This is a genomic window from Bradyrhizobium sp. USDA 3311, from assembly GCF_054062495.1.
The window spans coordinates 8,591,681-8,614,738 of record NZ_JBSSFI010000001.1; the positions used below are offsets into that span (position 1 = coordinate 8,591,681).

Annotated in this window: 22 protein-coding genes and 2 tRNA genes; 11 read left to right on the forward strand and 13 right to left on the reverse strand. The window is 64.7% G+C overall.

Annotated features, from left to right (window positions below):
- Positions 1-2 precede the first annotated feature (2 nt).
- Complete coding sequence (gene mobB, locus ACVWW6_RS40830; RefSeq protein WP_028174265.1) at positions 3-530, reverse strand: molybdopterin-guanine dinucleotide biosynthesis protein B; 528 nt, start codon at positions 528-530, stop codon at positions 3-5.
- Positions 531-737: 207 nt separating this feature from the next.
- On the opposite strand from mobB, the gene fdhD reads away from it, so the two are divergent.
- Together fdhD and mobA are read left to right on the forward strand one after the other, a co-directional pair.
- Complete coding sequence (fdhD, locus tag ACVWW6_RS40835; RefSeq protein WP_028174264.1) at positions 738-1,628, forward strand: formate dehydrogenase accessory sulfurtransferase FdhD; 891 nt, start codon at positions 738-740, stop codon at positions 1,626-1,628.
- Complete coding sequence (gene mobA / locus ACVWW6_RS40840; protein WP_456682753.1) at positions 1,573-2,247, forward strand: molybdenum cofactor guanylyltransferase MobA; 675 nt, start codon at positions 1,573-1,575, stop codon at positions 2,245-2,247. The genes fdhD and mobA overlap by 56 nt, the downstream gene beginning before the upstream one ends.
- Here the strand turns inward: mobA and ACVWW6_RS40845 are convergent.
- Genes ACVWW6_RS40845 through ACVWW6_RS40860 form a run of 4 tightly spaced genes read right to left on the reverse strand, consistent with a single transcriptional unit; the run spans position 2,180 to position 6,458 of the window.
- Positions 2,180-2,449 (reverse strand): FAD-dependent monooxygenase, encoded by a 270-nt coding sequence (locus ACVWW6_RS40845; RefSeq protein ID WP_271555339.1) that lies wholly within the window; start codon positions 2,447-2,449, stop codon positions 2,180-2,182. The two genes, mobA and ACVWW6_RS40845, sit on opposite strands and share 68 nt — an antisense overlap.
- Before the next feature lie 51 nt (positions 2,450-2,500).
- Positions 2,501-4,450 (reverse strand): molybdopterin biosynthesis protein, encoded by a 1,950-nt coding sequence (locus ACVWW6_RS40850; RefSeq protein WP_456682754.1) that lies wholly within the window; start codon positions 4,448-4,450, stop codon positions 2,501-2,503.
- A 13-nt stretch (positions 4,451-4,463) separates the two neighbouring features.
- The gene (locus ACVWW6_RS40855; RefSeq protein ID WP_456682755.1) at positions 4,464-5,570 is read right to left on the reverse strand and encodes a molybdopterin-binding protein; all 1,107 of its coding nucleotides are present in this window, start codon (positions 5,568-5,570) and stop codon (positions 4,464-4,466) included.
- Between the two features lie 54 nt (positions 5,571-5,624).
- Positions 5,625-6,458: a substrate-binding domain-containing protein gene (locus tag ACVWW6_RS40860; protein WP_456682756.1), complete on the reverse strand. Its 834-nt coding sequence runs from the start codon at positions 6,456-6,458 to the stop codon at positions 5,625-5,627.
- Between ACVWW6_RS40860 and ACVWW6_RS40865 the strand changes: the two genes are divergently transcribed.
- The 3 genes from ACVWW6_RS40865 to ACVWW6_RS40875 all read left to right on the forward strand — a co-directional run bounded on the left by ACVWW6_RS40865 (position 6,457) and on the right by ACVWW6_RS40875 (position 8,999).
- Complete coding sequence (locus ACVWW6_RS40865; protein ID WP_456682757.1) at positions 6,457-6,801, forward strand: hypothetical protein; 345 nt, start codon at positions 6,457-6,459, stop codon at positions 6,799-6,801. The two genes, ACVWW6_RS40860 and ACVWW6_RS40865, sit on opposite strands and share 2 nt — an antisense overlap.
- Complete coding sequence (locus ACVWW6_RS40870; protein WP_456682758.1) at positions 6,779-7,672, forward strand: substrate-binding domain-containing protein; 894 nt, start codon at positions 6,779-6,781, stop codon at positions 7,670-7,672. Before ACVWW6_RS40865 ends, ACVWW6_RS40870 begins: the two co-directional genes overlap by 23 nt.
- Before the next feature lie 97 nt (positions 7,673-7,769).
- The gene (locus ACVWW6_RS40875) at positions 7,770-8,999 is read left to right on the forward strand and encodes an ABC transporter substrate-binding protein (protein WP_456682759.1); all 1,230 of its coding nucleotides are present in this window, start codon (positions 7,770-7,772) and stop codon (positions 8,997-8,999) included.
- 19 nt (positions 9,000-9,018) lie between these two features.
- On the opposite strand, the gene ACVWW6_RS40880 is transcribed toward ACVWW6_RS40875, so the two are convergent.
- Positions 9,019-9,981: a TAXI family TRAP transporter solute-binding subunit gene (locus ACVWW6_RS40880; RefSeq protein WP_456682760.1), complete on the reverse strand. Its 963-nt coding sequence runs from the start codon at positions 9,979-9,981 to the stop codon at positions 9,019-9,021.
- A 107-nt stretch (positions 9,982-10,088) separates the two neighbouring features.
- Here ACVWW6_RS40880 and ACVWW6_RS40885 point away from each other — a divergent pair, with 107 nt between their 5' ends.
- Both ACVWW6_RS40885 and ACVWW6_RS40890 read left to right on the forward strand, forming a co-directional pair.
- Positions 10,089-11,063, forward strand: coding sequence for a Bug family tripartite tricarboxylate transporter substrate binding protein (locus ACVWW6_RS40885; RefSeq protein ID WP_456682761.1), 975 nt, complete (start codon positions 10,089-10,091; stop codon positions 11,061-11,063).
- 345 nt (positions 11,064-11,408) lie between these two features.
- Positions 11,409-11,484: transfer RNA gene (locus tag ACVWW6_RS40890), tRNA-Ile, on the forward strand.
- A 45-nt stretch (positions 11,485-11,529) separates the two neighbouring features.
- On the opposite strand, the gene ACVWW6_RS40895 is transcribed toward ACVWW6_RS40890, so the two are convergent.
- The 4 genes from ACVWW6_RS40895 to ACVWW6_RS40910 form a co-directional block, all read right to left on the reverse strand.
- A complete protein-coding gene (locus tag ACVWW6_RS40895) occupies positions 11,530-13,113 on the reverse strand; it encodes an adenylate/guanylate cyclase domain-containing protein (protein WP_011085076.1) in 1,584 nt (527 codons plus the stop codon).
- On the reverse strand, positions 13,110-15,533 hold the full coding sequence (locus tag ACVWW6_RS40900; RefSeq protein ID WP_456682762.1) for a response regulator: 2,424 nt from the start codon (positions 15,531-15,533) through the stop codon (positions 13,110-13,112). The genes ACVWW6_RS40895 and ACVWW6_RS40900 overlap by 4 nt, the downstream gene beginning before the upstream one ends.
- Before the next feature lie 95 nt (positions 15,534-15,628).
- Positions 15,629-16,777, reverse strand: a complete 1,149-nt coding sequence (locus ACVWW6_RS40905) for an FIST signal transduction protein (protein ID WP_028174254.1) — start codon at positions 16,775-16,777, stop codon at positions 15,629-15,631.
- A gap of 252 nt (positions 16,778-17,029) precedes the next feature.
- Positions 17,030-17,413, reverse strand: a complete 384-nt coding sequence (locus ACVWW6_RS40910; RefSeq protein ID WP_011085073.1) for a response regulator — start codon at positions 17,411-17,413, stop codon at positions 17,030-17,032.
- A 418-nt stretch (positions 17,414-17,831) separates the two neighbouring features.
- Here ACVWW6_RS40910 and ACVWW6_RS40915 point away from each other — a divergent pair.
- The 4 genes from ACVWW6_RS40915 (at position 17,832) to ACVWW6_RS40930 (ending at position 19,794) form a co-directional block, all read left to right on the forward strand.
- Positions 17,832-17,903, forward strand: a tRNA-Met gene (locus ACVWW6_RS40915).
- 279 nt (positions 17,904-18,182) lie between these two features.
- Positions 18,183-18,644: a universal stress protein gene (locus ACVWW6_RS40920; RefSeq protein ID WP_011085072.1), complete on the forward strand. Its 462-nt coding sequence runs from the start codon at positions 18,183-18,185 to the stop codon at positions 18,642-18,644.
- Positions 18,645-18,729: 85 nt separating this feature from the next.
- Positions 18,730-18,858 carry a hypothetical protein gene (locus ACVWW6_RS40925; protein ID WP_007600646.1) on the forward strand — a complete coding sequence of 43 codons (129 nt, stop codon included), beginning with the start codon at positions 18,730-18,732 and terminating at the stop codon, positions 18,856-18,858.
- 258 nt (positions 18,859-19,116) lie between these two features.
- On the forward strand, positions 19,117-19,794 hold the full coding sequence (locus ACVWW6_RS40930; RefSeq protein ID WP_456682763.1) for an RraA family protein: 678 nt from the start codon (positions 19,117-19,119) through the stop codon (positions 19,792-19,794).
- A gap of 19 nt (positions 19,795-19,813) precedes the next feature.
- On the opposite strand, the gene ACVWW6_RS40935 is transcribed toward ACVWW6_RS40930, so the two are convergent.
- The 3 genes from ACVWW6_RS40935 to ACVWW6_RS40945 are packed head-to-tail and all read right to left on the reverse strand — an operon-like array spanning position 19,814 to position 23,058.
- The gene (locus ACVWW6_RS40935; protein ID WP_456682764.1) at positions 19,814-20,788 is read right to left on the reverse strand and encodes an amidohydrolase family protein; all 975 of its coding nucleotides are present in this window, start codon (positions 20,786-20,788) and stop codon (positions 19,814-19,816) included.
- Complete coding sequence (locus tag ACVWW6_RS40940) at positions 20,785-22,107, reverse strand: MFS transporter (RefSeq protein ID WP_304550975.1); 1,323 nt, start codon at positions 22,105-22,107, stop codon at positions 20,785-20,787. The genes ACVWW6_RS40935 and ACVWW6_RS40940 overlap by 4 nt, the downstream gene beginning before the upstream one ends.
- Before the next feature lie 36 nt (positions 22,108-22,143).
- Positions 22,144-23,058 (reverse strand): NAD(P)-dependent oxidoreductase, encoded by a 915-nt coding sequence (locus ACVWW6_RS40945; protein ID WP_161536190.1) that lies wholly within the window; start codon positions 23,056-23,058, stop codon positions 22,144-22,146.

Genomic DNA, 23,058 nt, shown 5'->3' on the forward strand with positions numbered 1-23,058 from the left:
CGTCAGCGCATAGCAGCGCTTTTCGCGACCGCTTCCTCGACCGGCATCGCCACACGCAACAGCAGCGACGCCGCGGCCGGGATATCGTCGAGATGGACGGTCGGCAGCCGGGTGTCAATCGCAGCGTCGGTCGCGATCCCGGCAATTCCGGGATCGTCGGGAAACAGCAACGGTTTGCCGTTGCCGGCACGATGGACCTCGATCTTGCGGTGCGGCTCGCGCTTGAAACCCTCGACCACGACGAGATCGACCGCGGAAAGCTTGCTCAGGAGTTCCGGCAGCCGCGGCTCCGCCGCGCCGCGCAACTCGTGCATCAGAGCCCAGCGATTTGACGAGGCAACCAGCACCTCTGCCGCGCCCGCCTCGCGATGGCGCCAGGAATCCTTGCCGGGCACGTCGACGTCGAACTGGTGATGCGCATGCTTGATGACGGAGACGCGCAGGCCTTGCGCGCTGAAATACGGGATCAGCCGCGTCAACAGCGTGGTCTTGCCCGCACCGCTCCAGCCTGCAAGGCCGATGACTTTCATAACCGATCCGTCTCCGCCAACGACGCGCCTGCCGGTGGAACCGCCGGCCTCTCCCCGTCATTGCGAGCGTAGCGAAGCAATCCAGACTGCCACCGCGGTATAGTTCTGGATTGCTTCGCCGCGCGCAATGACGGCGAGGCAGCATTTTCGCTTTCCGCCAGCATGCTTATATCGGCTTGACCCGAATGTCATGCTAACGTCGTGGCCATGATGAAGATCGACAAAGCGCCGGTGCCCCTGATCGTCCCCAATCCGGATGACCCGCGCCTGACCCAGAGCGTGACCGGGACCGACCAGACCGGCGCCAGGGTCGAGATCAAGGTGCCGATGGAGCGGCCGCTGACGCTCTACCTGAATTCCCAGGAGATCGTCACCATGATGACGATCGGCGACTATCCGGAATATCTGGCGCTGGGCTATCTGCTCAACCAGAACATGCTGAAATATAATGACGCGGTGACCGAGGTCGAATACGACGACGACCTCCAGGTCGTGGTCGTGCGCACCTCGCATCACACCAATTTCGAGGCCAAGCTGAAGAAGCGCACGCAAACCTCGGGCTGCGCGCAGGGCACCGCCTTCGGCGATCTGCTGGAAGCGGTCGAGAGCGTCGCGCTGCCAAAGGCGGAGCTGCGCACCTCATGGCTCTACCAGATGACGCAGACCATCAACACCATGCCCTCGCTGTATCTGGAGGCCGGTGCGATCCATGGCTGCGTACTGTGCAAGGAGGGCGAGCCGCTCTGCTACACCGAGGACGTCGGCCGCCACAACGCCGTGGACAAGATCGCGGGCTGGATGTACCGCCACGGCGTCGATGCCGGCGACAAGATCCTCTACACCACGGGACGTCTCACCTCGGAGATGGTGATCAAGACGGTACGCATGGGCATTCCGATCCTGGTGTCGCGCTCCGGCTTCACCGCCTGGGGCGTCGATCTCGCAAGACAGGTGGGCCTGACGCTGATCGGCCGCACCCGCGGCAAGCGCTTCATCGCGCTCGCTGGCGAGGAACGCATCGTCTACGACCAGAACCTTGCTTATGTCGAGGAGGAGTCGGCCAAGCACAAGCGCAAGGGTGAAGGTGGTGACGACTAGAATTCCGACGCAAGGCGTGCTGCTCGCCGGCGGTCTCGCGCGACGCATGGGCGGCGGCGACAAGCCGATGCGCACCATCGGCGGACGCACCATCCTGGAGCGCGTGATCGCACGCCTTTCGCCCCAGTGCAGCGGGCTGATCCTCAATGCGAACGGCGATCCCGCCCGCTTCGCCGCGTTCGGTTTGCAGGTGATCGCCGACGACGTGCCCGGCTTTCCCGGCCCGCTCGCCGGCATCCTCGCCGCGCTCGACTGGACCGCGGCGAACCGGCCGGAGATCGAATGGGTGCTCAGTGCCGCCGGCGACTGCCCGTTCCTGCCGCGCGATCTCGTCGCGCGCCTGCATGAAGCCCGTGAGCGGGAGAGCGCGCAGCTCGCGGTCGCCGCATCGGGCGACCAGACGCATCCGGTGATCGGGCTGTGGCGCGTTACCTTGCGCGACGAATTGCGCCACGCCCTCGTCGTCGAGGACCTGCGCAAGATCGACCGCTGGACCGCACGCTATCCGCTCGCGACGGTGACGTGGCCAGCCGAGCCGCTCGATCCGTTCTTCAACGCCAATACGGTCGAGGACATCGCCGAGGCCGAGCGGCTCGCGGCGCTGGATGACGCGGCTTAGCCTCGCGCATCCGCGCCTCCGGCCCCAGCGCGCGCAACACCTTCATGGCATTGCAGCCGATCTGGATGCCGGCGCCAATGCGGGCGAATTGGGAGGCCTGCTCGTAGACCATCACATTGATGCCGACGCGCCGGAGCGCCGCGGCGGTCGCAAGCCCGCCCATGCCGGCACCGACGATCGCAACCGAAAGCGGCCTTGCCATCGCGTCCCCCAACCTGTCGCACGGCTTGAACGCCGCGTCGTCGTCTATCGTCTACGCCGGCCGGAAGCCCGCTCGCTCCAGTGCCGTACGTGCCTCGCCCGAGCCGAGTGCGTCGAGAAAGGCCTGTACCGCCGGACGCTGCTTGCGCGCCGTCACCAACGCAAAGTCATAATGCTCTTCCGCGAGCGGAATGAAACCGAGGCCGACCGCATGGGCGACCGGCGCAATGGTCATGCCCCAGTCGGCGCGTTGCTGCGCGACGGCGGCGGCAACGGCGTTGTGCGAGCGCGGCTGGTTCCAATAGCCTTCGGGGCGCGCACCGCCGAGCAGCCGGTCGATCAGGATACGCGTGCCGGCGCCCTGGTTGCGGTTGACCATGATGCAGGGGGGATCCGTGAGCGCGGCGGCAACGGCGTCCTTTGCGCTGAGGCCCTCGAAGCGCTTGTCGCCCTTGCGGAACACGATGCCCTGCATCCGCCGCCAGCCCGGCACGAGCTCGAGCCCTTCGACAAGGTAAGGCGTGTTGTAGGTCTCGCTTCTGTCGTCGAACAGATGGATCGGCGCGAGATCGCACTCGCCCCGTTTCGCCGCCGCAAGCCCGCCGAGGCTGCCGACCGCGATCGAGCGCACTGTGAGGCCCGCATGCGCGAGCTGTGCGGTGACGAGGTCGAGGCCGGTGCAATGGCTGCCGACGATGACGAGATCAGGCACGCGCACATGCGGCGTGAACAGCGTCACCTCGGCCTCGGTCCCCGCGGGCATCTGATCGGCGAGCGCATCGATGCGCAGGAAGCCGTCGGCCTGCGCGAAGGAGGTGATCGCACCGGAGCCCTTGCCGGAGGGATAGGCGATCAGGCCGCCCCTGCCCTCGACCAGCGAGACCATGACGAATTCGGTGCGGCCGAGCTCGGAGGCAATGCGCACCGGCACGGTCGCGCTGACCTTGGCATCGGAGCGCGGCGGCAGGCCGGCCATCCTGCGCAGCACCGGCACGATCATGTCGTGGAAGGTGAACATCGCCGAGGTCGGAAAGCCCGGCAGGATCACCACCGGCTTGCCGTCGCAGACCGCGAGGCACAGCGGCTTGCCGGGCTTGAGCGCCACGCCATGCGCGACGATGCCGGGCTGGCCGAGCCGGCTGATGATGCGGTGGGACAGGTCGCCCGCGCCTTTCGACGTGCCGCCGGAGAGCACCAGCATGTCGGCGTCCGCCAGCGCGCGGCGCATCGCCGCTTCGAGCTTCGCTTCGTCGTCGGGAATGGCGCCGAGGAAGATTGCCTCGCCGCCATTCTCGTCGATCGCGGCCGCGACGATCGCGCCGTTGGTGTCGTAGATCTCCGCGGGCGCGAGCACCTCGCCGGGCTGAACCAGTTCGTCGCCGGTCGAGATCACGGCGACCCGCGGCTTGCGCGCGACGGCCACCTCGGCAATGCCGCAGGCCGCCAGCATGCCGATCTCGCGTGAGCCGACGAGCGTGCCGGCGCGCAGCAGCGCTTCGCCGCGTGCGATGTCGGAGCCCGCATAAGAGACGAACTGCCCGGGAGACGCGGCACGGCGGACATCGACCGCATCCGGGCCGGCCGGCTGGGTGTGCTCGACCATGACGACGGCGTCGGCGCCGCGCGGCAGCGGGCCGCCGGTGGCGATCGGCGTTGCGGTGCCCGTGGCAACTTGCATCCTCGGTGCGGTGCCGCAGTGGATAGTCTCGCCGTTCAACGCAAGGCGGACAGGCGCACCTTCGCCGGCCGCGGCGAGGTCCGCGGAGCGGACGGCAAAGCCGTCGACATTGGAACGGTCGAACGGCGGGACGTCGATCGGTGCGGTGACGTCTTCGGCGAGCGCCGTGCCGAGTGCATCGGCAAGCTTGCGCGTTTCGCTCGGAATCGCGCGGGGAAACAGCGCCGCCTCGAAACGCGCCATCGCCTCCTCGCGCGAGAGGATCTTGAGGAACTGCTCCTGTTCGAGCGCGCTGCGGTCTTGCGATTGCGGGATCATCGTCATGCCGGAACCCATATCACTCCCGCATCAGATAGGCATCGACGGATGCGCCCGCTGCAAATCCCTCGTGGCTGGCTGGAATGATCAGCCATGCATCCGCACGGGCAATGGCCTGGAACGGCCACTCCCCCACCGCAAGCGGCATCCAGGCATGATGTTCCTCGGCCAGCAGTGCGATTTCGGTAATTCCGACACTGGATGCGATCTTGCGCGCGAGCGGCTGTGTCACGTGCCGGCGCAGCTGCCGTGCCGACAAACGATCGACGAGCGGAAGCACGAGCGCGAGCCAGGCTGCGAGCGCATGATCCGGCGAGCCGGGCAAGGCAACGACGGGAACTTTTTCGAGCCGCCCGACCGCGGCGGTGCGGCCGGGCTGAAGCGCAATGCCATGGGCGATCACGTCACCGCGCCGGGCCAGCGCCGTGACAGCTGCATCGCGGCGGCCGACGCCGCTGCCGCCGACTATCAGCAGCAGGTCGCAGGAGGAAGCATCGAGCGCATCCGCAATCGATGCGTCATCGCGCGCGGCGGCCTCGAACGCCTGCACATCCAGTCCCGCGGCGCGCGCGATCCCGGCAATCATATGCGCCGTCGTCGTCGTATCAGGCACATTGACGATGCGCAGCCGCGGCCGCCGCACGCTCAGCCTGTCCACCGCCGCGACGCCGGCGAGCATCAGCGCGGCCGGACCGACCGGATATCCTTCTGTGCCGGCAAGCGTGCGAACGGCGATGTCGCTTCCGGCGCGGCGGACACCCTGCCCCGGCACGCCCTCCGCCAGCACCTGCGCGAGCGGTCCAGACATCTCGACGGCGTCGGCATCGAGCACACAGTCGCATCCCGCCGGCATCGCGTCGCCGGCATCGACCCAGGCCGGCGCCGTCGCCAGCGGCGACGGCGAATAGGCGGACGCACCGACGAGATCATTGGCGCGCAACGCCCACCCGTCCATGCCGGCAATGTCATGCGGCGGATAGGCCGCAAGCAGCGGAGCGTCCGCCGCGATACAGCCGATCGCTTCAGTCAGCGGCAACGCAACAGGTGCGATCGGTTCAACGTCTCGCAGCAATGCGGCAAGCGCGGTGTCGAGCGGCGTCAGCGATGGCGGCAGGCGCTGGGTCATGCGCCATGATGGACCATGCAACGCTGCGTTTGGCAACCGCCGGAGATGCAGATGTCAGCCGGCCGACTTGTCCGCATTCGGAAAGAACAGCTGCTGCCCGTCGACCCTGTAGCCGGCGATCGCCGCCTGCCCGTCCGGCGAGATCAGCCAGTCGATGAAGGTCTGCCCCAGCTCCTTCTTCACGCTCGGAAACTTCTCGGGGTTGACCAGCATCACGCCGTATTGGTTGAGCAGCCGCTTGTCGCCTTCGACGATGATGTCGAGATCGCCGCGCTCCCTGAAGGCGATCCAGCTGCCGCGGTCCGACAGCACATAGGCATTTGCGGCACGCGCAGCTTCTAGCGCGGCGCCCATGCCCTCCTTCGCCTCGCGGTACCAGGCGCCTTTGGCAGCGGCGATGTCGATGCCGGCGACGATCCAGAGCGCGAGCTCCGCGGCGTGGGTGCCGGAGCGATCGCCGCGCGTCACGAACGGCGCGCCCTTGGCCTCGATCGCCTTGAGTGCGGTCGCGATGTCCTTGCCCTTCACGCCGGCAGGATCGCTCTTCGGCCCGATCAGCACGTAGTCGTTGTACATCACGTCAAAGCGCTTCACGGCAAAACCGTCGGCGACGAACTTTTCCTCCTGTGGCCGCGCATGCGTCAGCACGACGTCCGCATCGCCCTTGCGCGCCTCGTTGAGCACCTCGTCGGCGCGCTGCGCGATCACCCTCACGTCGATGCCGGTCTTGTCACGGAAAATCGGCAGCAGATGATCGAGCAGGCCCGAATCCTGTGTCGCTGTGGTGGAGGCCAGGACGATGGCGCGGTCCTCCGCGAACGACGCTGCGATGTCCGCGGTCAAACCGCAGAGAAGCGCGAGTGCAACGGACAGGCGGCGAAAGGCCATGAGCTGGTTCCCATTGGATACGGCCACGATCATGAGGATCGATTGCGCCGCGCTCGTGACGCATTTGCCCCTCGCGCGCTACCATTCGGGAAATTCCGGCAATGCACTGAGCGGCAGCCGATTGCCATCGCGCGCGCGACAGCAAGGCCCGCACCATGTGAGCGCTTCAGGATCGTTCACCAAAGCGGAAGAGGCGCCTGCGGATGTGTTGCAAAGCAACGAGATGATCGGGCATGGTTCCCGCGGACCGAAAATGAACTGCAGAATTCCACCTGCGACGAAAGTCCAAAAAGAAGCAAGAATTTGCATAGGAATGCAGGATGGAATTCCTGACGACCAGTGAAGCCGCTGACTATCTCCGACTTGGCGAACGCAAGCTCTACGAACTCGTCACCACCGGCGCGATCCCCTGTAGCAAGGTGACCGGGAAGTGGCTCTTCCCGCGGCACGAACTCGATCTCTGGGTGCTGTCCGGACTGGCGCGCCCTGCGGGCATGCTGGCCACGGAGCCGCCACCCGTCGTGGGCGGGAGCCAGGACGAGCTCCTGGACTGGAGCCTGCGCGAATCCGGCTCCGGCCTGGGATCGATGAGCGAGGGAAGCGCGCGCGGGCTCGAGCGCCTGCAGCGCGACGAGGTGACGGCTGTCGCAGTGCACTTCCACAGCCTGGATGCCTCGGGCAATCTTGCCTCCGACGCCAATGTGACGGCGCTGCGAGACGCTCCGGACCTGCATGACGCGCTGCTGGTCGCATTCGCGCGCCGCGAGCAGGGTCTCCTGCTGCCGCCGGGCAATCCGAAGCGATTGCGCGGTCTCGCCGACGTGCTCGCGCTCGGCGCCAGGATGGCGATGCGACAACAGGGCACAGGCGCGCAGATGCTGCTCGACGTGCTCCTGAAGCGCGCCGACGCCACCACCCGCGATTTGCGCCGGGTGGAGACGCCGGCCCTGACCGGGCCCGATCTTGCCGAAATGGTCCGCGCCGGCCAGGCCGATTGCGGGGTGGCGACACGCGCGGCGGCGCGCTCGGCCGGCCTCGATTTCGTGCCGCTGGTCTGGGAAAATCTCGATCTGGCGATGCGGCAGCGCAGCTATTTCCGCCCCACCATGCAGGCCCTGATCCGGTTCCTGAGCGAAAGAAGGCTGCGCCAGCGCGCCGAGGAGCTGACCGGCTACGACCCCTCGCCGGCGGGGCAGATCCGCTTCGCGGCCTGACATTGACGCCCGCCCCCAAATAGTTGCAAAAGAAACCAATTCAGCCGGGCATACCCGGGCAACACCGGCCAACGAGCCGGATCAGGGGAGGACAAGCGTGAATCCAGCAAGATTTGGAGTGCCGGTCGCAGCCGGCTTTGCAGCGACGTTCTTGGCGGCAGCCCTGCTGCCGGGCGCCGCAATGGCGCAGGTTTCCGACAACGTCGTCAAGATCGGCGTGCTCACCGACATGAACGGTCCCGCTTCCGCGCCGACCGGCCAGGGCTCGGTGACGGCGGCGCAGATGGCGATCGACGATTTCGGCGGCACCGTGCTCGGCAAGCCGATCAGCATCGTGATCGGCGACCACCAGCTCAAGGCCGATATCGGCGGCGCCATCGCGCGGCGCTGGTACGACGTCGACCAGGTCGATCTGATCGTCGACGTGCCGGTCTCGGCGGTCGGGCTCGCGGTGCAGAACATCGCCAACGAGAAGAAGCGGCTGTTCATCACCCACTCCACCGGCACCGCCGATTTCCACGGCAAGTTCTGCTCTCCTTACGCGATCCAGTGGGTGTTCGACACCCGCGCGCTCGCGGTCGGCACCGCGGATGCCGTGGTCAAGCGCGGCGGCGACAGCTGGTTCTTCATCACCGACGACTACGCCTTCGGCCATTCGCTGGAGCGCGATGCCTCCAGCGTCGTCACCGCCAATGGCGGCAAGGTGCTGGGCTCGGTGAAGCCGCCGCTGGCAACGCCCGACCTCTCATCGTTCGTGCTGCAGGCGCAGGCCTCCAAGGCCAAGATCATCGGCATTGCGGCAGGCCCCCCGAACAACATGAACGAGATCAAGACCGGCTCGGAGTTCGGCGTGTTCAAGGGCGGCCAGCAGATGGCGGCGCTGCTGGCGCTGATCACCGACATCCACGGCCTCGGCCTGCAGGCGGCGCAAGGCCTGTTGCTGACCACCTCGTTCTACTGGGACATGGACGACAAGACGCGCGAATGGTCGAAGCGCTATTTCGCCAAGATGAACAAGATGCCGTCGATGTGGCAGGCCGGCGTCTATTCGAGCGTGATGCACTATCTCAACGCCATCAAGGAGACCGGCACCGACGATCCGCTGAAGGTGGCCGCGAAGATGCGGGAAAAGCCGATCGAGGATTTCTTCGCCCGCAACGGCAAGCTGCGCGAGGACAATCTGATGGTGCACGATCTCTGGTTGGTGCAGGTGAAGACGCCGGAGGAGAGCAAATATCCGTGGGACTATTACAAGATCCTCACGACCATCTCGGGCGACAAGGCGTTCGGGCCGCCGGACCCGGCGTGTGCGATGGTGAAGAAGTGACGATCGCTTAAAGCGATCGTCATTTCACCACGCCGATCTCGCGGAAGTACTTCATCACGCCCGGATGGATCAGCTCCGGCTTCGGCGCGGCCGCGACGGTGTTCGCCGCGGTCGTCTCGCAGGCCTGTGCGAGCTTCTTGCAGAACGTCGCCTCCACGCCATGCAGCGTCTTCGCCAGCCGGTAGGCGACATCGTCGGGCAGATCCTCGCGCGTGAGGACAAAACTCCACGAACCGAGCGAGGCGATCGGCTCGGCCTGCTTCGGGTAGCTGCCGGCGGGCACGATCATCGGCTTCAGGAACGAATGTTTGGCGCGAATGCGCGCGATCTCTTCCGCGCTCGGGGCGATGAAGCGCGCGCCTGACGCGCTCGATGCGACCGCGGCAAAGCCGGGCCAGCCGATGCCGGCGCCCCACAGCGCTGCGACGCGTCCGTCCTCGACCATCGCGGGGCCGTCGCCGGCGCGGTCGAGATAGACGGCCTTGAAATCCTCGTCCTGCCTCAGCCCGAGGCCATCGAGCACGTAGCGCGCGAGGATCGGCAGGCCCGAGCCCTTGGCACCGAACGCAACGGGCTGGCCAGCGAGATCGCGAATGGTCTTGTACGGACTGTCCGCCCGCACCACGAACATGCCGGGGTTGGAATAGATCGCGGTGAGGATCTTCAGCCGAACTGGCGCGCGGCCGATGCCGGCGAAGGCTTCATAGGCCGGCTCGCCCGCGACCAGCGCGAGATCGAGCTCGCCCTTCTCCAACAGCGGAATGTTCTCGTTGCTGCCCTTGGTGTTGCGCGGGGCGATGGTGATTTGCGGATCGGCCGCGTTCATCACCTCCGCGAAGGCGTTGCCGTAGAGCGGGAAGCCGCCGCCGGGCGTTGCGGTGCCGAGGCTGAGTGTCGTGGTCGGAATGGCCGTGCCTCCGGTTTGAGCAGCAGCGGGGCTTAAGAGCAGCACTGCTGCGAGAAGGATGATCGCGAATCTCATGGTCGTTCCCGGCGGACCTGCGTCAACACCGACTTGCGGCGATGTAGGCAGCGGCCCGATTTTGTGAAAGCATGCAGCCCAACGACAATAATGCAATGGGAGGCGTCATGTTGCGAATTTTGCGTAACAGTGTTTTCGGGCTGGTTTTCCTCTCAAGTCTTTTCAGCGCCGCACCTCCCGTCTCCGCCGCATATCCCGACCGCCCCGTGCACTGGATGATCGGCTTTGCCGCCGGCGGCCCCGTCGACATCGTGGCGCGGATCATGGCGCAGTGGTTGTCGGACCGTCTCGGCCAGCAATTCATCGTCGAGAACCGCGCCGGCTCCGGCGGCAACATCGCCGCCGCCGCCGCGATCAACGCAGCCCCCGACGGCTACACGCTGCTGTTCGTCGCGCCGAACAACGCGATCTCGACCTCGCTCTACAAGAAGCTGCCTTACGACTTCCTGCGCGACACCGTGCCGGTCGCGAGCATCATGCAGCTCACCAACATGCTGGTGGTCTCCAACGCGATGCCGGTGAAGACGGTTCAGGAGTTCATCGACTACTGCAAGGCCAATCCCGGCAAGATCTCCTTTGCCTCGTCCGGCAACGGCACCTCGGTGCACATGTCGGCCGAGCTGTTCAAGGTGATGACCAAGTGCGACATGGTGCACGTGCCCTATCGCGGCTCGGCCATCGCCTTCCCCGACATCATCTCCAACAAGGTGCAGCTGATCTTCGACAATCTGCCGTCCGCGCTGGAGCAGGCGAAGGGCGGCAATGTCCGCGCGCTCGGCGTGACCTCGCCGCAGCGTTGGCCGATCGTGCCCGACGTGCCCGCGATCGCCGAGACCGTGCCGGGATTCGAATCGGTCGGCTTCTACGGCATCTCCGCGCCGAAGGGCACGCCGCCCGACGTGGTCGAGATCCTCAACAAGGCCGTCGGCGAAGCGCTGAAGGACCCCAAGCTGGTCGCCCGCCTCGCCGAGACCGGCGGCATCCCCAAGCCGATGACACCAGCCGAGTTCGGCAAGCTGGTCGCGGACGAGACCGAGAAGTGGCGCAAGGTGGTGGAGTTCGCCGGGGTTTCGGTGGATTAGACAACGATCTGCGGCGAGCTTGCAGCTCGCCGGCAAGACATTGGAGGGGCCCCAGGAAGGCCCTCCCATCGAAACATCGAAAACAACCCCATGCACAGTAGAAAGATCAAGCGATCACAAGGGGTTACAAAATCCAGGAAAACGAGCCTAGGCGGGGCTGGTTTGACCCGTCGGGCAAAACAGGATTATAAGGGCATCATCGCCAATTTCGGTATTTTAGAACTCGCAGGCATTGCTGCGCCGGCGTTTCCATCGACCGGGGCCGGCATTGCACCCTCGCCTCCAGCCTTGTAAACGAACCGCGCACCGTTGCCGGCCGCGTAGTCCCGCGGCCGTCTCGCGGCGGGGCCTGTAGCTCAATGGTTAGAGCCGGCCGCTCATAACGGTCTGGTTGCAGGTTCGAGTCCTGCCGGGCCCACCACGCTTCGCCCTTCGTCGGACTACGCGTGGCGCAGCCACGCCGAGCCTAAATCCGGCTCAAGAAAAAAGTCTCCAATTTGCCCTTGCCCTTCACGTCAATGCTGCCGCGTGGCTCCAGCGCGAAGCGACCGACGAGGTGGCGGGCGATATCCCGGGACACATGGATTCGATTGGGCAGAGAGTAGGCCTCGAGCCGGCTGGCGACATTTACGGTATCGCCCCACACGTCGTAGATGAAGCGGTGTGCGCCGATGATGCCGGCAACCACGGGGCCCGAATGTATGCCGATCCGGATTTGCAACGGCCAGCCGAAATGGCTGTTGACGCGTCCCAGCCGATCGATCATGCCAAGTGCCATTTTCGCGATCGCTGCGATCGCATCGGGGTTCGGATCGGGCAAACCGGCGACGGCCATGTAGGCGTCGCCGATGGTCTTGATCTTCTCGACACCGAGCTCACGGGCAAGCGCGTCGAATTCCGAGAACAACCGGTTCAAGTACTCGACCATCGCTGCAGGCGTGACCCGTGACGAATGCTCGGTGAAGCCCACCAGATCGGCGAACAGAACGCTCACACCCTCGAAGCGGTCGGCAATCATGGCTTCGCCGTGGTTCAGACGGCCAATCACCTGTCTTGGCAGGATTGTCAGCAGCAGCCGCTCAAACTTGGCGGTCTCCTCCTCGATGCGGCGAAGATACTTCTGCTCGCGGTCGCGCCAGCGCTTCTTGTGCAAGCAAGCATTGATCCGCGCGCGCAGCAGGATCGGATCAAACGGCTTCGGCAGATAGTCCTCGGCCCCGGCCTCGATGCAGCGGACGGCGCTCTCTGTCTCCGCCAAGGCCGTGATCATGATCACCGGAATGCGGCGCAGCCGCTCATCCGCCTTCATGCGCACCAGCACATCAAGCCCGTTGATATCGGGCATCATCAAATCGAGCAGGACGAGATCGAACTCATCGTTGGCGAGCGCCTGCAGCGCCTGCTGGCCGCCGGCCACCGAAGAGACGCGATGGCCGTCGCGGGTCAGTCGGCGCGACAGGAGGTCGCGATTGGCCTCGATATCGTCCACGACGAGAATAGAACCGGTTTCGGTGGCAGCATACTGCCGGACCGGCCCGAGGCTGCGCATCAGGTCGCTAACCATGACCGCGCCAGTCTGATCGGGAGCCAAGCTCGTCTCCTCGACATCAACCGAGAATCGCACGATGCGATCGAGGCGCAGCAACAGGTCGGTGGCCGCAGCCAGCAGGCGATCGAAATCCGCCCTCAGGGAGTCGCTTGAGAAACTGGCTGCATCCTCGCGCAGCATCTCACCATAGCCCTTGATCGCGTTGAGCGGCGTGCGCAGCTCGTGACGAAGATCCTGTTCTTGCGTGGTGGCCGCTGAGCCGGGCGGGCTCTTGGCGCGATCGCCGTCCATCAGCCGGTCGACCTTGCCGGCGAGATCCCGGGCTGCGCCGAGGATACGGTTCATATCGGGGAGGATGTCCAAGCGCCCGTTCCGTGACGCCTCTTCGTGCAGGATCTCTGCGTAGCCGAGCAAGGCGTTGACCGGGGACTGCAGTTCCTGGCGAAGATGGGCAAGCTGAATGCGCCAAGCGCGCGCGCTGTCGGTGTCAATGATACTCATGGCCGATCCGCGCGTGCGCGCCGGGCGTGCAGGGGTACCAGCTCGTCAAGCGCCGCGAGCACGGCCTTGCCGCTGTATTCGCCCTTGTGCACCAAATGCTGTACCTGGCCGTTAAGGCGCGAGCGATCCTCAACGGTCAGCGTCTTTGCGGTGACGACGATGACCGGGATGCTCCGCCAGCGGGACTCGGCTCGCACCCGTGCGATGAACTCGAACCCGTCCATCTCCGGCATCATCAGATCGAGCAGAATTGCATCGGGTGAAGCCTCATTCAAACGCTCAAGACCAATCCGACCATTCTCTGCTTGCGTCACCATGCAATCGATCTGCCGCAAGGCGCGCCCCATCAGCTCGCTGGCCGACGCGTCATCCTCGACTATCAGCACGTGTCGCGGCGCGCCCCTTGGGCAGCACTTTTCCACCGCGCTGACCAGTCTGTCGCGATCAATCGGCTTGACCAGGTAATCGGCGGCACCGAGCGAGAAGCCAATGCCCTGGTTGTCGACGATCGTGACCATGATCACAGGAATTTCCGCGAGTACCGCATCTTCTTTCATGGCGCTGAGCACGGCCCAGCCATCCATCTGCGGCATCAGAGCGTCGAGCGTGACGACATCGGGGTGCAGCGTGCGGGCGAGTTGCATCGCCTCCTCGCCATTTGCAGCCAGGCGAACGGCGTAGCCGCCGCGCTGCAGGTGTCGGCGAAGCAGCTCACGCGCATTGGGATCATCGTCGACCACGAGAACGATCGGCGCATGCTCGGGCTCGGCAGCCTGCGGACCCTCGGAACGCTTGTCTGCCGCCGAGACTGTAGTGTCCGATGCAGCGCGTGTTACCGCCGGCAGACGAACTACAAACGCCGTCCCCTTGCCGGCTTCGCTCGTCAGCGTCACGTCGCCACCCATCAGCCGGCAGAAGCTCTTGGTGATGGCGAGGCCCAGCCCCGTACCACCATAGACGCGGGTCGTCGAGTCGTCCGCCTGAGTAAAGGCCTCGAACACCTTGGCCTGCTGATCTGGCGTCATGCCGATGCCGGTATCGCGCACCTGGAACTCGATCCATTCGCCAGCCGCATTCGTGTCACGCAGCGCGGTCAGCGTTATCGTCCCGTTCCGCGTGAACTTGCAGGCATTGCTGAGAAGGTTGAACAGGGTCTGCCGCACCTTGGTCAGATCGCTGTGGATCGTGCCGATCTCGTCAGCACAGTTCGCCACCAGAGCGTTGCCGGTCTTGTTGGCCAGCGGGGTGACGGTCGCCGCGACGCTATCGATCATGGGGCGGAGCTCGAAGGTCTCGAGATAGAGCGTCATCTTGCCAGCCTCGATCTTGGAAAGATCGAGGATGTTGTCGATCAGGCCGAGCAGATGCTTGCCGGCATCCTGAATCTTGCGCAGGTCCGCCATCTCCGATTCGCGGCCGGCGCTCTGGGCGTCCTCGAACAGGATCTCGCTGTAACCGATGATCGCGTTCAAGGGTGTGCGCAGTTCATGACTCATGTTGGCTACGAAGTCCGACTTCGCGCGTGTCGCCTGCTCGCTCGCCCAGATCGCCTTGTGCAGCTCGCCTTCCATGCGCTTGCGGTCGCTGATGTCGGCGAGGCCGTTGATCATCGCCGGGCGCCCTTCGAACTCGACGCGCTGAGAAGCTATGAGCGCCCAGAACTCCTCGCCTCCAACCCGCTTGAGCAGCATCTCCATGCCCTCCACATGGCCGTGCTCGGTGAGCGCGCCGATGAAGCGCTCGCGATGTTGCGGGTCTGCGTAGAGGGTTTTCGCTTGCAGGCCCAGGGCAGACGAACCTTCGAGCTCGAACATCTCGCTGAAGCGCCGATTGGCATACCGGATGATCCCGTCATCAAAGGTTACGATCGCCACCGCCATAGGCGCGGCCTCGGCGATGACGCGCAGCCGCTGTTCGCTCTCTTGGATCGCCTGCTCCGCCTTCTTCACGTCGGTGATGTCGGTGTAGGTCGCCACGGTGCCGCCGTCGTCGGTTTTGCGCTCGTTGATCTGGATCCAGCGCCCGTCGGAGCGGCGTTGCACATGCGTGCCCTTGGGATCGCGATGCTGAGCGAGGCGTTGCTCGATCCAGGCTTCGACGCGCCCCTCCGCGTCGCGGATCTCGCCGCTCGCGGTCGCGTTGCGGAGGATTGTCTCGAACGATACGCCCTGATTCACGACATTGATGCTGGCGGTGCCGTGCATGTCCCGGTACCGCCGGTTGTATATAACCAGCTTGTCGTCGGCATCGTAGAGCGAGAAACCCTCGGAGATGCTCTCGATCGCGTCGACCAACCGGCGCTGCGCCTCTGTTGCCTTGTCGCGTGCCTCCGACAACTCCTTCGAGCTCAGCTCTTGCGAGCGCTCGACCATCGCCCGATCGCTATCGAAATCGGTGTATGCGGAATCGACGGCCGCCACGAAAGACTGCAGCGCAGCCGGTACTTCGCCCTCCATACCGAGGTGCTTTCTGAGCTGGCGTCGTAGCAGCCTGTGCATCTGTGCCCTGTGACCGTTCAGTCCTCGGCGAAAGTTGTAATTGTCATGGTTTGATTGTGAAGGCGGCAGTCGCCGCCATGCATGAAGGGGCAAAGCTCGCCGTACGAGTAGAACCCGGAAATCTTCGCATCCGCCCCGAAGACATTTCGAATTGCTTCGATTTCTTCCTCGGTGCGCTGCTTCATCACGAGCTTACGACCGACGCAGCTCACCAGAATTGCAAGGTCCGGTCGCCTGCCGCCGAGCCCGCTGAGACTGGCGTTGGCGGCAGCGGTCGCGCCGTCGACCAGATCGTCGACATTGGTCTTCATCAACTGCGCCGTTCCGCCCTGTGGGATGTCGCCCGCGAACGTCATTGACTTTTTCTGCTCGTCCACAGACAGGACGGTTCGGACGACACCCTGGCCGCCCTTTGCCTCGGTAACCAGGATGGGAAAAAGCAAGGCAGAGCTTGGCAACTGGTCGGCGTGGGGGCCCAGGTACGATTTATAGAGATCGAGCGCCGAACGCTCATCCAGCTCATAGAGGATGTTGCCTTCGGCCCGTGTGATGGTGCGCAGGGGCCCAAATGCCTGCCAGCCGCCCATCGATCCGTAGCCAATGCGCAAATCGTCGCCATACAGACCGACCGCCGCCACGCGCTGAGGGCCAGCGCCACCGTCGGCAATGACCCAAGTCTCGGCGAAGTTGGTTCCATCTCCGGAAAGGCCGCCAGTGATCGACACGCCTTCCGAGACGCCGCTCGCGAGACCGCGCGCCAGGTCGGAGCCGTTGACGTGCAAGCCGTCCGAAAGCACGAACACGTGGCGCAACGAGGCGTCGTTCAACTGCTGCGCGAGCTCCTTGCCGACGTTGTAGCTTGCCTTTGCGTCACCAATCGTAGCGGAGGCGAACCGCAGTCGCGTATGTTCGAAGTCGACAAGGGTGGCACTCACAGAGTCGTCGACGACCACGTCGCCGAGAATCTCGCCGGAAGTTGAGCAACCAAGCATGGCGGCCCCTTTGAAGTGGTCGCGCAACTCGCCCACGAGGCTGCCTGCCTGCACCAACGACCTAGCACCGAAAACGAACACGACACTCTGACGTCCGAGACGTCCGACTTCGCCAGTTGGCAAATTCGGCCGCCACCCGTCACTTTTGGACCACTCGTACTGCGCTGTTTTCATGAGTCGTCTCCATCACAAAGACAAACTCTCCGCCCCGATCGGGCCTCTGCCCCGGTCAGGTCGTCCGCCTGAGCAGGGTAGCTGATCGCCGGTGCCGGCGATGAAATTCGCAGGACTGCACCCACCGCCTGGCCAGAGTCCATCCCATCTGGAGCGCGGCGAGCGGCCATTTTGTGCGTCTTACGCCGGCCGCAATATGGCGACGACAACCTCCTGAAGCCGTGTAGCTAGCTCGTCATCTGTCCGGAATTTCTAGCTCCTCCATTGTCCCGTAGCTGCGAGCAGCGTCTCGATCTTGCCCAACAGCCTCTGCAGCTCGATCGGTTTTGTGTCGTAGTCGTCACAGCCGGCCTTGAGGGCCTTGTCCCGGTCGGTCGCCATGGCGTGCGCCGTGAGCGCGATGATAGGGATCTTGCGCAGTTCGGGCGTCGCCTTGATCTGGCGCGTCGCCTCCCAACCGTCGATCACCGGTAGGCTCATGTCCATCAAAATGAGATCTGGCCTGTCGCTCGTCGCGATCGCGACGCCGCGCGCTCCGTCCTCGGCAATGATGACCTCGTACCCACCGCGCACGAGGCGTCGCGAGAGCATATCGCGGTTCATCTCGTTGTCTTCGACCAGCAGGATCTTGGGCATCGCACCGCCTCGAGCCGGACTGTGAGTACCGCTTGCCGAGACTTCCAAATAGACGCCTGAAGAACAATTTAGCACCCAAGCCTACCTGTCGCATCACAAAAAATGGCGAGCAGTGGCGCCGACATTGAATTGAGGCGGGACGCGTGATCTGGGGCTGCGCCGACAGGTAGCTAACCACCTCTGCCACAAGAACGGCCGTGAGCCGGCGTTGCAGATGGTTGATGCGGGGTCGCTTTCCCTTGTCCGCAAGGCGAGGTCGACAGCGCTCCGTACCGCGACGCAGCTCTTGCTGCTCGCTTACGGAGATCGACGCAATCGCCGTTCCCACCAACCACCACGCGCACCGCACCAGTTTCGCACCAGAAACGACCGCGCCAAAATGCAACGAACGCGATCCAACCCGAACAACGGCACAGCAAGATCAACGAAGCTGCACCATATCCCGCCGCTCATAACGGTCTGGTTGCAGGTTCGAGTCCTGCCGGGCCCACCGCGCGAGCCAGCGCCACACATCCAAGGCGAAGCGAGTGAGGCTGCCGCGCCGAAGCCCAAAGGGCGAAGGCGTGTATCTGAACCCTGCGGGCTACGCGTGGCGCAGCCGCGCGGAGAACGAGAGGCAAACCGTGGGCTCCCGCCGCTTCGCGGGTTCGAAGGCTCATGAATCTAACGCACGACCCGTATTAGTTGTCACCGCGGCAATAGACCCGCGGCGCTTATCGGCCCATACTCCCCAGGCATCACTTTGTTCGACGAGCAAGGGAGCCAATGAATGTACGCCAACATTCTCTTGAGCACGGATGGATCGGACGTCGCGAGAAGAGGCGTTGAGCATGGTATTGCCTTGGCGAAGGCCTTGAACGCCAGGTTGACAATCATCACCGTGACGGAAGCGATGCCGGTTGACTATGGGGGCGGACACGACTCGGGATGGATTCCGACGCGGGACGAGATTGACAGCTTTAACGCGGCCTGCAAGGCCCGTGCGGGCAAAGTGCTTGATGACGCCCGCGCCATGTCGGAGCAGATCGGTGCGCCTGCAGAATTTTTGCACGTTCCGAATGCGCACCCGGCGACTGCGATCATTGAAACGGCGAAGTCCAGGGGCTGCGATCTGATCGTCATGGCCTCTCATGGACGACGCGGCCTCAGGAAGCTGTTTTTGGGCAGCCAGACATCCGAGGTCCTGGTGGACGGAAGCATTCCGGTGCTGGTGGTGCCGAAGCCGGCATAGATGACCGTTCGGGGTTGACCCGGCGACGCCCGGCTGTTCCGCTGAGCTACCGGACAAGACCGCTCTCTCGCGGCAGGAGAATTTCATGACCAGTGAAAAAGGCCCGAACATCAAGAAGAAGCAGAAATGCAAAAACTGTGAAGGCAAAGGTTTGCTCAAGAAGGGCGACAAGGTGGTGAAGTGCCAGCGCTGCAAGGGCACTGGCGTGCGGTGATGTTGAGCTGATGACCTCTCCAATACCAAGGTAAGAGCCGCTAGCTGCCCACCAGTACGTCAACGGATTATCGGACTTTCGTTTCGCTGCCGCTGTGTCGGCAACCTGCCGCGGCGCCGCAGAGGCGTCCCGCGCCATGTTCGACCGCGAGCATAGGGGGAACTCTGACGCGAGGTGGATCGCCTTGCGTCAACGCCCGTCTTTCTGATAATGAAACGTCGTTCTAAAATATAGTCGCCTTCGAGTGGAGGAACACCGATGTCTGCCGGATTTCGAGTTTTGCCGCGGAAACGAAAGGTCGGCGAAGACGTCGTCGCAGGCTTTGCCCGCCTGCCCGTCGCGAATGTGAGCGACAGCATGTCCCGTCTGACGGCAGCCGGCGCCCGGCTTCGTCCCATGCATCAGGGTGGCGGGCTCGCAGGCCCCGCACTGACGGTGAAGGCACCTCCCGGTGACAATCTGATGGTGCACAAGGCGATCGCGCTCGCCGAGCCCGGCGACATCATCGTGGTCGATGCCGGCGGCGATCTGACCAACGCAATCATCGGCGAGATGATGCTGATGCAAATGGCCAGGCGAGGGGTGGCCGGCGTGGTCATCAACGGCGCGATCCGCGACGCCGGTCATATTCGCGGCCAAAAGCTCCCGGTTTTCGCGGCTGGAGTCACGCACCGCGGCCCCTACAAGAACGGGCCTGGTGAGATCAATGTGCCGATCGCGATCGACGGGATGGTGATCGAGCCGGGTGACCTCATCATTGGCGACGACGACGGCCTGCTCTGCGTGCCGTTCGATCAAACCGGCGCGGTGTTCAAGGCCGCAACGGCGAAGTTCGAGGCCGAGCAGAAGCAGATCGCCAACATCGAGGCCGGCGCGCACGATGCCTCCTGGGTGGACCGGCAATTGCGCGAGTTGAAATGCGAAGGCATCGATTGAGATGCCTGTCGCCTAGTGGCTAAAAGCCGAACAGCTCGGCAGGATTTTCGACCTGGATGCGCCGGCGCGTATGTTCGTCCGGCGCCCAGTCCGCGAGGAGATCGAGCAGCTGGGCGTCATCCGGCTTGGTCCCGCGCTGGGTGGGATGCGGCCAGTCCGTGCCCCACAGGATGCGCTCCGGCGCTGCGTGCACGTAGGCACGCGCAACCTCGCCGGAGTCGGCATAGGGCGGCCCGAGCTTGCTGTCCTCATAGGGCTCGGTCACCTTCACCCAGGTGCGGCCGCCATCCAGCATGCGGCGTATCGCGGCGAATGCCGGATGCTTGACGCCCTCCGGCTGAGGGATACGGCCGAGGTGGTCGATGACCACCCTGGTGGGAAGCGACCGGATCACGCTCTCATGGGTGGCGATCTGATCGCCCGTCATCAGGATCTGCACGTGCCAGCCGAGCGGATTCACCCGCGCTGCGAGCGTGGTCAGCATCTGCGGCGTCGTCGTGCCCCAGGTCTGCGGAGAAACGAAATTGACGCGGATGGCACGAACGCCGGCATCGGCAAGCGCCCGCAGCTCCGCATCCTTGACATCCGTGTCAACGACGGCAACCCCTCGCGACGAGGCACCCAGCTGGCCCAGCGCGTCCACAAGACACCGGTTGTCGATCCCATATGTCGACGGCTGGACCACCACGCTGCTCGTGGTGCCGAGCCGCCGCTGCAGCAGCCGATAGTCGGCGACCGTTGCGCCCGGCGGAAAGCCCTGGCGCCAATGCGGCGAGACGGGAAAACGCCCGTCATAGATGTGATGATGACAGTCACACGCGCCCGCCGGCGCATCCAGGCGTGGAGCCGCCGACCCGGTGCTGTTGGGCACCGCCTGCTCCACCCCGGCAGCCATCGCGCCCACAGCCAAGGCGCCTGTGCTGCAAGCCAGCATGCCCATGACAACGCCGCGTCGCGTGATGGCGCGCTGCGGTCCTCTGATGCGTGCGCTCATGGCTTCACCGCCGCCATTTCCGCCGCGCGCGCGACGTTGCGTCCAAGCACGAGGACGCAGGCTGCGGCCACGGCACACAGCAGCGCAAGCGGCAACATCCCGAGCACGAAGCTGCCTGTCCGCTCCTTGACGACTCCGACGACGTTCACCATCAGGCCGCCGCCGATCAGGTTGGAAATCGCGTTGATCCCGGCGAGCCCCGCCGCGAGTGTGCTCGCCGAAAGCCAGCTTGCCGAAAGTGCCCAGAACGGTCCCTTGAAGGCATATGCGCCGACCAGGCAGAACGTCACCATGACGATGGTCGGCGCAACCGCAGTCCCGGTCATGCCCAGTGCCGCAAAACCACCTGCTGCGAACAAGAGCGGGATCGCCGTGTGCCAGCGGCGCTCGCCCGTCCTGTCCGAATGGCGGCCCCACAACACCATGAGCACGGTCGCGATGCCGTACGGGATCGCATTGACAAAGCCGGTCTGCAGGTTGGAGAGGCCGAACGACTTCAGCAACTGCGGTTGCCAGACCGACAGCACGCTGCCCGTGGCGGAGGCGCCGGAGCAGACCAGCGCCATGACAAGAAAATGCTTGTTGGTGGCGAGCTGCCAGAGCGTGAGATGCCCGACCGGCTTGCGCGCGGCGGCCTCCGCCTCCATGCGCCGGGTCAGCCATTCCCGCTGTTCCACGGTCAGCCAGGACGCCTGCGCGGGCTTGTCGGTCAGGACGAACAGGCACGCAAGACCCAGCAGAACCGTCGGCAGCCCTTCCAGAATGAACAGCCACTGCCAGCCGCGCAGACCGAGCGCGCCGTCGAGTTCAAGCAGGCCGACCGAAAGCGGCGAGCCCAGGAACGTGGCGAGCGGAATCGAAACCGTGAACGTCGCCAGGATGCGCGCCCGATACTGCGACGGCAGCCAATAGGTCAGGTAGAGGATGGCGCCGGGAAAGAAGCCGGCTTCGGCCGCGCCGAGAATGAAGCGCATCGCATAGAGCGAGTACGGCCCGACGACGAACGCCATGCACGCGGTCACCAATCCCCAGGTGATCATGATGCGGGCGATCCAGCGCCGGGCGCCGACCTTTTGCAAAGCCAGGTTGCTGGGCACCTCGACGAGGAAATAGGAGACGAAGAACAGGCTGGCGGCGAAGCCGAACATCGCCGGCGTCAGCCCCAGATCCTTGTTCATCTGTAGCGCTGCGAAGCCGACGTTGACGCGGTCGAGCAACGCGAAGAAGTAGCAGATCATCAGGAACGGCACGAGGCGCAGGATGACCCTGCGCATCGTCACCTTTTCGATCTGGTCGATTTCCGTTCGGGCGGCCGTCACGTTTCTCTCCCTGTTGTCTTCCCGGCGGGCTTGGCCTTATTCGGCCGCCTTCGCCCCGGCCTGCGTCTTGGCCACGATCGCGTCGATGGCGATCTTGTAGTTTTCGGGAACGACGCCCTTGAAATGCTCCTTCAGACCCAGGCTGTCCTTCCAGCGGAGCCGCGCCGCCGTGGCGCGCGCCATCAGCGGCTCGATTCCGGCATCCGCGACCGCCTCGGCGGCCATCTCGACCTCTTCGGTGCGCCGCTTGGCATGGATGACGCCGGAGGGCGTCAGGCTCTCGACGGTGTCCATGAACGGACGCGTGAGCGTCTTCGACGCCGAGGCCAATACGGTTTCGTCCAGACCGTAGGACCGGGCCGCCAACAGCGTCTCGTCGATCAGCGCCTCGATGCCCTTGATCAGGACGGAGCGAAGGATCTTGATGCCCGAAGCCGTGCCGAGCTTCTCGCCCGCGAATGCGATGCTCATGCCCCAGGGCACGAGCAGATCGACGACGCGCTGCCCGGCGGGACCACTCGACATCATGTGCATCGAATAGCCGTGCTTGGGCGTCCCCATGATGGAGCCGTCACCGAGCGTGGCGCCCGTCCTGGCAAGCCGCTCGGCCACGCCGTACTTCACCTTCGGAGTGGCGGAGGCGAAGTCGAGGAAGGTGTGGCGGCCATCGAGCACGGGTGCAAACGCATCCGCGCTCTCGAGCGACGCCGAGCCCGGCGTGACGCTGAAGATCAGCTCCGCGGTATCGGCCAATTCCTTGTTGGACTTGACCAGCGTGACGCCTGCCGCCTTGGCGCGGCTCTGGATCAAGTCGGCGTATGGACCGTCGAAGGCGTATTTGTCGTAGCAGAAGATCTGCTTCAGTCCCGCCTCGCGCAGCCCTTTTCCCAACGTGCTGCCGATCTCGCCATAGCCGACCAGACCGAGGCGGAACTGCTGTTTTTCGCTCAT

Excerpts from the sequence above, each read along its gene's own strand:
- mobB (WP_028174265.1), bottom strand. The coding sequence starts at position 530 with ATGAAAGTCATCGGCCTTGCAGGCTGGAGCGGTGCGGGCAAGACCACG.
- fdhD (WP_028174264.1), top strand. The coding sequence starts at position 738 with ATGATGAAGATCGACAAAGCGCCGGTGCCCCTGATCGTCCCCAATCCG.
- mobA (WP_456682753.1), top strand. The coding sequence starts at position 1,573 with ATGTCGAGGAGGAGTCGGCCAAGCACAAGCGCAAGGGTGAAGGTGGTG.
- ACVWW6_RS40845 (WP_271555339.1), bottom strand. The coding sequence starts at position 2,449 with ATGGCAAGGCCGCTTTCGGTTGCGATCGTCGGTGCCGGCATGGGCGGG.
- ACVWW6_RS40850 (WP_456682754.1), bottom strand. The coding sequence starts at position 4,450 with ATGACGATGATCCCGCAATCGCAAGACCGCAGCGCGCTCGAACAGGAG.
- ACVWW6_RS40855 (WP_456682755.1), bottom strand. The coding sequence starts at position 5,570 with ATGACCCAGCGCCTGCCGCCATCGCTGACGCCGCTCGACACCGCGCTT.
- ACVWW6_RS40865 (WP_456682757.1), top strand. The coding sequence starts at position 6,457 with ATGAGCTGGTTCCCATTGGATACGGCCACGATCATGAGGATCGATTGC.
- ACVWW6_RS40860 (WP_456682756.1), bottom strand. The coding sequence starts at position 6,458 with ATGGCCTTTCGCCGCCTGTCCGTTGCACTCGCGCTTCTCTGCGGTTTG.
- ACVWW6_RS40870 (WP_456682758.1), top strand. The coding sequence starts at position 6,779 with ATGGAATTCCTGACGACCAGTGAAGCCGCTGACTATCTCCGACTTGGC.
- ACVWW6_RS40880 (WP_456682760.1), bottom strand. The coding sequence starts at position 9,981 with ATGAGATTCGCGATCATCCTTCTCGCAGCAGTGCTGCTCTTAAGCCCC.
- ACVWW6_RS40885 (WP_456682761.1), top strand. The coding sequence starts at position 10,089 with ATGTTGCGAATTTTGCGTAACAGTGTTTTCGGGCTGGTTTTCCTCTCA.
- ACVWW6_RS40895 (WP_011085076.1), bottom strand. The coding sequence starts at position 13,113 with ATGAGTATCATTGACACCGACAGCGCGCGCGCTTGGCGCATTCAGCTT.
- ACVWW6_RS40905 (WP_028174254.1), bottom strand. The coding sequence starts at position 16,777 with ATGAAAACAGCGCAGTACGAGTGGTCCAAAAGTGACGGGTGGCGGCCG.
- ACVWW6_RS40910 (WP_011085073.1), bottom strand. The coding sequence starts at position 17,413 with ATGCCCAAGATCCTGCTGGTCGAAGACAACGAGATGAACCGCGATATG.
- ACVWW6_RS40920 (WP_011085072.1), top strand. The coding sequence starts at position 18,183 with ATGTACGCCAACATTCTCTTGAGCACGGATGGATCGGACGTCGCGAGA.
- ACVWW6_RS40925 (WP_007600646.1), top strand. The coding sequence starts at position 18,730 with ATGACCAGTGAAAAAGGCCCGAACATCAAGAAGAAGCAGAAATGCAAA.
- ACVWW6_RS40930 (WP_456682763.1), top strand. The coding sequence starts at position 19,117 with ATGTCTGCCGGATTTCGAGTTTTGCCGCGGAAACGAAAGGTCGGCGAA.
- ACVWW6_RS40935 (WP_456682764.1), bottom strand. The coding sequence starts at position 20,788 with ATGAGCGCACGCATCAGAGGACCGCAGCGCGCCATCACGCGACGCGGC.
- ACVWW6_RS40945 (WP_161536190.1), bottom strand. The coding sequence starts at position 23,058 with ATGAGCGAAAAACAGCAGTTCCGCCTCGGTCTGGTCGGCTATGGCGAG.